Source organism: Actinoplanes sp. NPDC048791 (assembly GCF_040650095.1).
Taxonomy (GTDB): Bacteria; Actinomycetota; Actinomycetes; order Mycobacteriales; family Micromonosporaceae; genus Actinoplanes.
Genome location: NZ_JBEZGQ010000327.1, coordinates 1 through 8,073, shown reverse-complemented (window position 1 = coordinate 8,073; position 8,073 = coordinate 1). Strand labels below are relative to the sequence as shown.

Genomic DNA, 8,073 nt, shown 5'->3' with positions numbered 1-8,073 from the left:
GCTGCTCGCGTACCCGCTGGCGATGACGTTCACCCTGGTCAACACCGGGGAGCACTACGTCATCGACGTGCTGGTCGGCTTCTCCTGTTTTTGTCGTACGCGTCGGGCAAGCTGATACCCATGCACGCGATCACGATCGAAGTCCCCGGCGGCCCCGAAGCCCTCGTCTGGACCGAGGTGCCGGACCCGTCCCCGGCCGCCGGCGAGGTGGTCGTCGAGGTGACGGCCGCGGCGGTCAACCGGGCCGACGTGATGCAGCGCCAGGGCCATTACCCGCCCCCGCCCGGCTCGCCGCCCTATCCCGGCCTCGAGTGCTCCGGCGTGATCACCGCGGTCGGCGCCGACGTGACCGGCCACCACGTGGGCGAGCGCGTCTGCGCGCTGCTATCCGGCGGTGGCTATGCCGAGCAGGTGGCCGTGCCCGCGGGCCAGCTCCTGCCGATCCCGCGGCAGATGTCCGTGCAGGAGGCGGCGGCGCTGCCCGAGGTCGCCTGCACCGTCTGGTCGAACGTGGTCGACATCGCCCGGTTGCGCAAGGGCGAGACGCTGCTGGTCCACGGCGGGGGCGGCGGCATCGGCACCTTCGCGATCCAGCTCGGCAAAGCCCTGGGCGCCCGGGTGCTGGTCACCGCCCGCGAGGCCAAGCACGAGCAGCTGCGCGCGCTCGGCGCCGACCTCGCCATCGACTACACGTCGGCTGATTTCGTTGCGGAGACCCGAGAAGCCACCGACGGCCGGGGCGTCAACGTGATCCTGGACATCATCGGCGCGAAATACCTGGACCGGAACGTGGCCGCGCTGGCCCCGGACGGCCGCATCGCGATCATCGGCCTGCAGGGCGGGCGGCGCGGCGAGCTCGACCTGGGTGCGCTGATGGCCAAGCGTGGGTCGGTGTCCGCGACGACGTTGCGTGCGCGACCGGCCGCTGACAAGGCGCGCATCGTCAAGGGTGTGCGGGAGCGGGTGTGGCCGCTGGTCGACGCGGGTGCGATCCGTCCGATCATCGACCGGACGTTCCCGATGGCTGAGGCCGCGGCGGCCCACCGTCTGATGGAGAGCAGCGACCACCTGGGCAAGATCCTGCTGCTCCCCTGAGCGGGGCTCAGACTTGGAAGGCAGCGATGCCGGAGAAGACGCGCACCCGCCAGGTGCAGTCGGCCGAGGTGCTCACCTTGAAGAAGCCGTTGCGGGCACCCGCATGCCCGTTCAGAGTCAGGGTGCCGGTCGGCTTGGCGCCGTGGACGTACTCGGATCCGCCGCCCTGGCCGGTCCACGCCAGGTGGACGAACGGCGAGCCCTCCTGCGGGCACGTCCAGGAGAAGATCGCCTTGTAGTCCTGGGTGGGGATCCGGATCGTCGGGCTCTGCCACGCGCCGGTCTGCTGCGACCAGCCGGCGATCTCCCGCGAGCGGCGCTGGAAGACCTGCACCGCGTCCAGCCGGGCGGCGTTCCGGCGGCTCGTCGAGCCCGCGTAGACGGCCTTCCACGTGCCGGTGGTCTGTGCGACGGCCCGGTGACTGAAGTGCCCGGCGTCCGTTGTCGTCGCGAAGCCCTGATACGTGAACGAGTTCGCCGGGGTCCCGTTCGCGTGGAAGTAGAAGTCGACCCGGGCCTGGTTGCCGCGCGCGGTCCGCCACACCCGGCCGGTCAGGCTCACAGCCTCGCCCTTGGCCACGGGCTCCGGCGCCGCATCAAAGGTCATCCGCACCGCCGCCGGCGCTGCACCGGGCGTCATCGGCCCCGCCGCCGGCACCGCATCGGGCCTCGTCCGCGCCGCCGCCGGCGCCGCAGCGGGGCTCGTCCGCACCGCCGCCGGCGCGGCGTCGAGGGTCGTCCGCGGCGCATTCTGGGTCGTCTGCACCGCCGCCGGTGCCGCGTCGAGCTCTTCATGCGCCGACCCCCGCGCGGCCTGGGCGGACATCGCCTGGCCAGGAAGCACCGAAGCCACAACAGTAAGAACGGCAAGCAGGGCGGAACGGCGCATCAGGAGGACTACCTCTCACAAACCTCGGGGGGATTTGTCCGATTTTGACAGGTCGGATCCCCCGAAGCAATCACCCGCTCAGAGCAGCCGGCGCGGCCCCGGCCCGCCTCGGCCGAGCTCATCGTCCGGGTTGATCAACGGGCACCGGTCGATCGACATGCACCCGCAGCCCACGCATCCCGTGAAGTCGTCCCGCAGCTGTTGCAGGTGACGCATCCGCTGGTCGAGCTCCTCCTGCCAGCACTGCGACACCCGGGCCCAGTCCTCCCGGCTCGGCGTCCGGTTGTCCGGCAGCAGCGCCAAGATCGCCCCCACCTCCTTCAGTGGGATGCCGACCCGCTGGGCGATCCGGATGAACGCCACCCGGCGCAGCGCGTCGCGGCGGTACCGGCGCTGGTTGCCGGCCGTGCGCCGGCTGCTGATCAGGCCCTGGCGTTCGAAGAAGTGCAGAGCGGACACCGCGACCCCGCTGCGGGCCGCCAGCTCCCCGACGGTCAGCTCCATCCGACGCCACCTCCCAGCTCGCTGCTTGACCTCAACATTAGTTGGGGTTTTAGCGTCAGTGCCGTCACCGCACCGACCGAGGAGGACCTCATGTCCGCACATCCGCTCCGCGTCGCCGTCATCGTCGGCAGCACCCGGGAAGGCCGCTTCGGCCCCACCGTCGCCGCCTGGTTCGCCGGGGAGGCCGCCGGCCGCACCGACGTGGACGCCGAGATCATCGACCTGGCCGGGGCCGGGGCCGGGGCCGGGGCCGGCGCCAGGGCCAAGGCGGGGACGGGGGTCGAGGCCGGGGCCAAGGCAGGGGTCGAGGCCGGGGCCAAGGCAGGGGTCGAGGCCGGGGCCAAGGCGGGGATGGGGGTCGAGGCTGGGGCCGGGGCCAAGGCGGGGGTCGAGGCCGGGACCGGGGCCGGGGTCGAGGCCGGGACTGGATCCGGGGCCGGATCGGTCACCGCGCGGCTAGCGGCGGCCGACGCGTTCGTGGTCGTCACGCCCGAGTACAACCACAGCTACCCCGCACCGCTCAAAGCCGTGATCGACAGCCACTCAAGGGAGTGGCACGCCAAACCCGTGGGCTTCGTCTCGTACGGCGGGTTGTCCGGTGGGCTGCGCGCCGTCGAGCACCTGCGACCGGTCTTCGCCGAGCTGCACGCCGTCACCGTGCGGGACACGGTCAGCTTCCACGGCGGCCGGTCCTGCTTCGGCCCGGACGGCCGGCCCCTTGATCCGCGCGAACCGGGCGCTGCCGCGCACCGGCTGCTGGACCGCCTCACCTGGTGGGGCATCACCCTGCGCGACGCCCACCAGGCTCGCCCGTACGTGACGGCCTGAGGTGGCGATCATGCGAATCGGCGAGGAGTTCCCGGACCCGGCCCGTGGTGATGCCGGCTTTGTGGTGTCCGGCGAGTGGGCGGTGGGCAGCGCCGATCGGCTCGTCGCCGCCGCGGATGCCGTCATTGCCGCCCGGCGAAGCGTCCCGTGGCCGGAGGGGCTGCTGGCCTACTCGCTGTTCATCGATGCGGACGGCGACGTGCTGCGTGATTACGCACAATGGACGGACGAGGCGGCTGCTCGTCGGCAGCCCGAAAGAGGGCGGGACCACATCGTGTACCACCTGTACCGCGGCAGCAGGTCCGCCGCCGGCACGCCCCCGGGCGCGATGGTTGCCGTGCGGGTCGACACGGACGACGGCGCGCTCGCGCGTACCTGGGTCGACGCGGTTTTTGAAGCCCTGGACCAGGACACAGCCCTGCCCGCCGGTGGGCTGGGCGCGTTCTTCCACGTCAGCACCGACGGCCGGCACGTGCTCAACTACGCCGAATGGGTCAGCGCCGACGCGCATCGCAAGGCCTTGGCGGCCACCGGCCGCGGGATCTCGTCCGGGCCGCTGTGGGACAAGGTCCAGACCATGCCGGGGGTACGCCCCCAGAGCGTCACCCGCTACCACCTCTATCGAACGCTGACCGCTTAGCCTGAACTCATCATGAGCGCACGACTGAAGGCCATCGCCCGCGAGACCGTGGAGATCACCGAGCGGGGCTGGTACCGCGATCCGCAGGGCGCCGGGGTGCGCGTCGACGCCGGGTCCGCGATCGCCGGCACCCGGCTCTACCTGCCCACCGATGAGCTCCCCGAGAGTGGGCCCGCGGTGGCCGGGCGCGTCGAGGTCACCGGTGAGTCCACTCTGGCCGCCGCGCGACGCCTCGGTGGTGACGTCGCGGCGCTGGTCTTCGCCTCGGCCCGGAGCCCGGGCGGCGGTTTCCTCAACGGAGCCCAGGCCCAGGAGGAGAGCGTCGCCCGCAGCTCGGCGCTGTATCCGTGCCTGCGCGCGGCCGGCGAGTTCTACGCGTTCCACCGGGCCCAGGCCGAGCTCACTTACACCGATCGGGTCATCTACTCACCGGGCGTACCCGTCTTCCGGGACGACCAGGCGACGCTGCTCACGCCGTACCCGGTCACGTTTCTCACCGCGGCCGCGCCCAATCTCGCCGCCATCCGGGGCACTCAGCCGGAGCTGGCCGCCGAGGTCCCCGCGATTCTGCGCCGCCGGGCGCGGCGGGTCCTCGCCGTCGCCGCCGCGCACGGTCATCGCCGGATCGTGCTGGGCGCCTGGGGTTGCGGGGTTTTCGGCAACGACCCCGCGACTGTCGCGGCGGCTTTCGTCGCGGCGCTGACGGCTCACCCGATGGAGCACGTCGTCTTCGCGGTCCTGGGCCCGAACCGGGACGAGTTCACGGCTGCTTTTCCAGCTGCCGGAAGATAGCGTCGCGGACCTCCGCCTCGGTCGGCATCGGCACGCCCTCGGTCGCCGAGAGCTGCCGCAGTGAGGTCATCGCCACGTCGTCGAGGCTGCACGCCACGAACGAGTCGAAGACGGACAGATCCGGGTCGATGTTGAGGGCGAAGCCGTGGCTGGTCACGCCGCCGCGGATGCGCATGCCGATCGAGACCAGCTTGCGGCCGTCCGGCGTCCACACGCCGACCAGGCTGGGCGAGCCCTTCGGCGTGTCCCGGCGGATCGTGCGGAAGCCGAGCTCGGCCAGGGCCGCGATCAGGCTGTTCTCCAGCCACCGGACGACGTCGCCGGGACCGCGTTCGTGCAGGTCGATGACCAGGTAGCCGACCAGCTGGCCGGGACCGTGATAGGTCGCGTGGCCGCCGCGGTCGGCGAGCACGGCCGGGATCCGGGCCAGGTCGTCGGGCAGGTCGGTCAGCGGGGTGGTGTGCCCGTAGGTGATCACGGCCGGGTGGCTGAGCAGGAACAACCGGTCCGGTGCGGTGCCGGCCCGGCGTTCGGCCGTCCAGCTCGCCATCCACCGCATCGCCTGCTCGTACGGCACCTCGCCGAGGTCCACTCGCTGCATGTCCTCCAGTCTGCGTCGCGGAACGGCGTCGCTGCGATACTCGCCGGCATGACGGATCAGGGACCCCTGCGGATCGTGGCACTGGTCGAGATGGCCGCCGGGCACGCCGAGGCCGGCAGCCGGTACGAGGACGAGGTGCTGGCCCTGCTCACCCGGTACGGCGGCACGGTCGAACGCCGGCTGCGCACCTCGGACGGCCGCTCGGAGGTGCAGATCTTAGTGTTCGAGTCCCGGGCCGGTTTGGAGGCTGTGCTCGCCGACCCGCAGCGGCTGGCGTTGCGGGACGCCCTGGGCGACGCGGCTCCGACGACCCGGGTGCTCGAGGTGAGCGACGTACCGTGAAGACGTGGAATCCGTCTGGGACTACCCGCGCCCGCCGCGCCTCGAGCGCAGCGCCGCCCGCATCACCGTGCTGCATGCCGGGGTGACTCTGGTCGACAGCGACCAGTGCTGGCGGGTGCTGGAGACCTCGCACCCGCCGGTCTACTACGTGCCCGCCGACGCCATCGCCCCCGGCACCCTCGAACGGGCCCGGGGCAGCTCGTTCTGCGAGTTCAAGGGCACCGCCGGCTACTGGGACCTGGTCGTCGGCGAGACCCGGGTGGCTGACGCCGCCTGGTCCTACGAGCGGCCGTCGCCCGCGTACGCGGAGCTGGCCGGAGCGGTCGCCTTCTATCCGAGCCGGGTGGACGAATGCCGGGTCGGCGGTGAGCTGGTCCGCCCGCAGGAGGGTGACTTCTACGGCGGCTGGATCACCTCGGACATCGCCGGACCGTTCAAGGGTGGTCCGGGGACGAGGGGCTGGTGAGCTCCCGCGCCTGCCGCAGAAAGGCGACCTCCGCGGCGTTGCCGGTCAGCTCGGCCGCCCGGGTGTAGGCGGCCGCCGCCTCCTCGGCCCGGCCCAGCCGTCTGAGCAGGTCGGCCCGGACCGCGTGGAACAAGTGGTACTGACCCAGGTCGAGCGCCTCCACCAGCGGTAATGCGGCCGCCGGACCGGACACCTCGGCCACCGCCACCGCGCGGTTCAGCGCCACCACCGGGCTGGGCGTGAGGGTCAGGAGCTGGTCGTAGAGCTGCACGACCGCGGGCCAGTCGGTCGCGGCCACGCTCGGTGCGGCGCTGTGCACGGCATTGATCGCCGCTTGCAGCTGGTACGGCCCGGGCTGTCCATGACGTACGCATTCGCGGACGATCCGCTGCCCCTCGGCGATCAGTGCCGGGTCCCACTGTGACCGGTCCTGATCGGCGAGCCGGATCATCGCGCCATCCACAGTGGTGCGAGCCGGGCGGCGGGCGAGAATGAGCAGCTGCAACGCAAGCAGGCCCTGCACCTCCGGCTCCGCGGGCATCAGCCGGGCCAGCAGACGGGTCAGTCGCACGGCTTCGGCGCACAGGTCGTCGCGGGTCAGCGTGGGGCCGGTGGCGGCCGCGTACCCCTCATTGAAGATCAGGTAGAGGACGGCCAGGACGGGCCGCAGCCGGCCCGGCAGCTCGGCGTCGCCGGGCACCCGGTACGGGATGCCCGCGTCCCGGATCTTGCCCTTGGCCCGGACGATGCGCTGGGCCATGGTCGGCTCCGGCACCAGGAACGCCCGGGCGATCTCCGTGGTGCTCAGTCCACCGAGCAGCCGCAGCGTGAGGGCGACCTGCGCCGGCTGGGCCAGCGCGGGATGGCAGCAGGTGAAGATGAGTCGCAGCTGGTCCGTCTCCTCCTCGGCCGGTGACGACGGGACCAGCATGGCGGCCTCGGCCTCCTTCGCCGCCCGGACGGACTCGCGCCGCAACCGGTCGACGGCCCGGTGGCGGGCGGTGGTGATGATCCACCCGGCCGGGCTCGGCGGCATGCCGTCGGCCGGCCACTTCGCGCTGGCCACCGTGAACGCGTCCTGCACCGCCTCCTCGGCGAGGTCGAGGTCGCCGAGGACCCGGGTCAGGACCGCGACCGCGCGGCCGTACTCGGCCCGGAAGACGTCGGTCAGGTCTGAAATGGCCGCACCTCCACCGGCAGGGTGGTGGCCGCCGCCATCCGCTCGCCCCACTTCAGGGCGGCGTCCAGGTCCGGGGCGGTGATGACGGTGAAACCGCCGACGAACTCCTTGCTCTCCAGGAAGGGCCCGTCGGTGAGCAGCACATCGCCGTCGCGGGCCCGGATCACCGTGGCGGAGCTCGGCGGGCACAACCCGGCGGAGAACACGAAAGCGCCGGCGTCCTGCATGTCCTGAGCGATTGCCGCCAGTTCGGCCATCACCGGTTCGAGTGCCTCCGGCGCGGGTGGTGGTCCGTCCGGCTGATAGATGCTGAGCAGGTATGTCTTCACGTTTTCCTCCTCACGATGGATGACATATACACGTTCGGGGCACGCTCGGCGCGACACTCCGGGAGCGTTTTTTTTCGGTTCTTCATCACGTGGCGCCGAATGTGTGTTGGCATGGTCGACGGAATTACCTATATCGCCTGGGTTCCCATTGTCGCCGTTTCACGGATGACAACCGGCACGACGGCACCATCCGTCGCACCGAATTGGGATTCGCGTGAGAGCCCCGGGCCGAACTCGGAGGCTTCGCTGTCCCGTCCGTCCACCGGCCGCGTCCTGGCCGCCGGCGCCCTCGCGCTCGCCGTGAGCACGCCGGTTCTCGAATCCGTCGAAACTCCCATGGGCCTGCCGAACCCCGCACCGGCCGCCGCGCCGGCCGTGGCGGTGGAGAGCCCGCCGGCCCTGGCGGC

The 8,073-nt window shown here is 71.9% G+C and carries 12 protein-coding genes; 7 read left to right on the top strand and 5 right to left on the bottom strand.

Annotated features, from left to right (window positions below; all coding sequences use genetic code 11):
* The first annotated feature begins 120 nt into the window (after nt 1-120).
* Nucleotides 121-1,095 (top strand): NAD(P)H-quinone oxidoreductase, encoded by a 975-nt coding sequence (locus AB0C29_RS23020; RefSeq protein WP_360823451.1) that lies wholly within the window; start codon nt 121-123, stop codon nt 1,093-1,095.
* Nucleotides 1,096-1,102: 7 nt separating this feature from the next.
* On the opposite strand, the gene AB0C29_RS23015 is transcribed toward AB0C29_RS23020, so the two are convergent.
* Complete coding sequence (locus AB0C29_RS23015) at nt 1,103-1,939, bottom strand: hypothetical protein (RefSeq protein ID WP_360823448.1); 837 nt, start codon at nt 1,937-1,939, stop codon at nt 1,103-1,105.
* 123 nt (nt 1,940-2,062) lie between these two features.
* A complete protein-coding gene (gene soxR, locus AB0C29_RS23010; RefSeq protein ID WP_360823445.1) occupies nt 2,063-2,488 on the bottom strand; it encodes a redox-sensitive transcriptional activator SoxR in 426 nt (141 codons plus the stop codon).
* A gap of 90 nt (nt 2,489-2,578) precedes the next feature.
* Between soxR and AB0C29_RS23005 the strand changes: the two genes are divergently transcribed.
* From AB0C29_RS23005 to AB0C29_RS22995, 3 genes are read left to right on the top strand one after another with little or no spacing between them, the layout of a single operon-like run.
* Nucleotides 2,579-3,316, top strand: a complete 738-nt coding sequence (locus AB0C29_RS23005; RefSeq protein ID WP_360823442.1) for an NAD(P)H-dependent oxidoreductase — start codon at nt 2,579-2,581, stop codon at nt 3,314-3,316.
* Between the two features lie 10 nt (nt 3,317-3,326).
* Complete coding sequence (locus AB0C29_RS23000; RefSeq protein WP_360823439.1) at nt 3,327-3,956, top strand: hypothetical protein; 630 nt, start codon at nt 3,327-3,329, stop codon at nt 3,954-3,956.
* A 12-nt stretch (nt 3,957-3,968) separates the two neighbouring features.
* Nucleotides 3,969-4,748 (top strand): TIGR02452 family protein, encoded by a 780-nt coding sequence (locus AB0C29_RS22995; RefSeq protein WP_360823436.1) that lies wholly within the window; start codon nt 3,969-3,971, stop codon nt 4,746-4,748.
* Here AB0C29_RS22995 and lipB read toward each other — a convergent pair.
* Nucleotides 4,717-5,349 carry a lipoyl(octanoyl) transferase LipB gene (lipB, locus tag AB0C29_RS22990; protein ID WP_360823433.1) on the bottom strand — a complete coding sequence of 211 codons (633 nt, stop codon included), beginning with the start codon at nt 5,347-5,349 and terminating at the stop codon, nt 4,717-4,719. The genes AB0C29_RS22995 and lipB overlap by 32 nt on opposite strands.
* A gap of 48 nt (nt 5,350-5,397) precedes the next feature.
* Here lipB and AB0C29_RS22985 point away from each other — a divergent pair, with 48 nt between their 5' ends.
* Together AB0C29_RS22985 and AB0C29_RS22980 are read left to right on the top strand one after the other, a co-directional pair.
* The gene (locus AB0C29_RS22985; RefSeq protein ID WP_360823430.1) at nt 5,398-5,691 is read left to right on the top strand and encodes a hypothetical protein; all 294 of its coding nucleotides are present in this window, start codon (nt 5,398-5,400) and stop codon (nt 5,689-5,691) included.
* 4 nt (nt 5,692-5,695) lie between these two features.
* Complete coding sequence (locus tag AB0C29_RS22980; protein ID WP_360823427.1) at nt 5,696-6,157, top strand: DUF427 domain-containing protein; 462 nt, start codon at nt 5,696-5,698, stop codon at nt 6,155-6,157.
* Here AB0C29_RS22980 and AB0C29_RS22975 read toward each other — a convergent pair.
* Both AB0C29_RS22975 and AB0C29_RS22970 read right to left on the bottom strand, forming a co-directional pair.
* Nucleotides 6,126-7,337 (bottom strand): RNA polymerase sigma factor, encoded by a 1,212-nt coding sequence (locus AB0C29_RS22975; RefSeq protein WP_360823454.1) that lies wholly within the window; start codon nt 7,335-7,337, stop codon nt 6,126-6,128. The genes AB0C29_RS22980 and AB0C29_RS22975 overlap by 32 nt on opposite strands.
* On the bottom strand, nt 7,325-7,666 hold the full coding sequence (locus tag AB0C29_RS22970; protein ID WP_360823424.1) for a YciI family protein: 342 nt from the start codon (nt 7,664-7,666) through the stop codon (nt 7,325-7,327). The genes AB0C29_RS22975 and AB0C29_RS22970 overlap by 13 nt, the downstream gene beginning before the upstream one ends.
* Before the next feature lie 111 nt (nt 7,667-7,777).
* On the opposite strand from AB0C29_RS22970, the gene AB0C29_RS22965 reads away from it, so the two are divergent.
* On the top strand, nt 7,778-8,073 hold a 296-nt coding region (locus AB0C29_RS22965; protein WP_360823421.1), incomplete at its 3' end, for a hypothetical protein.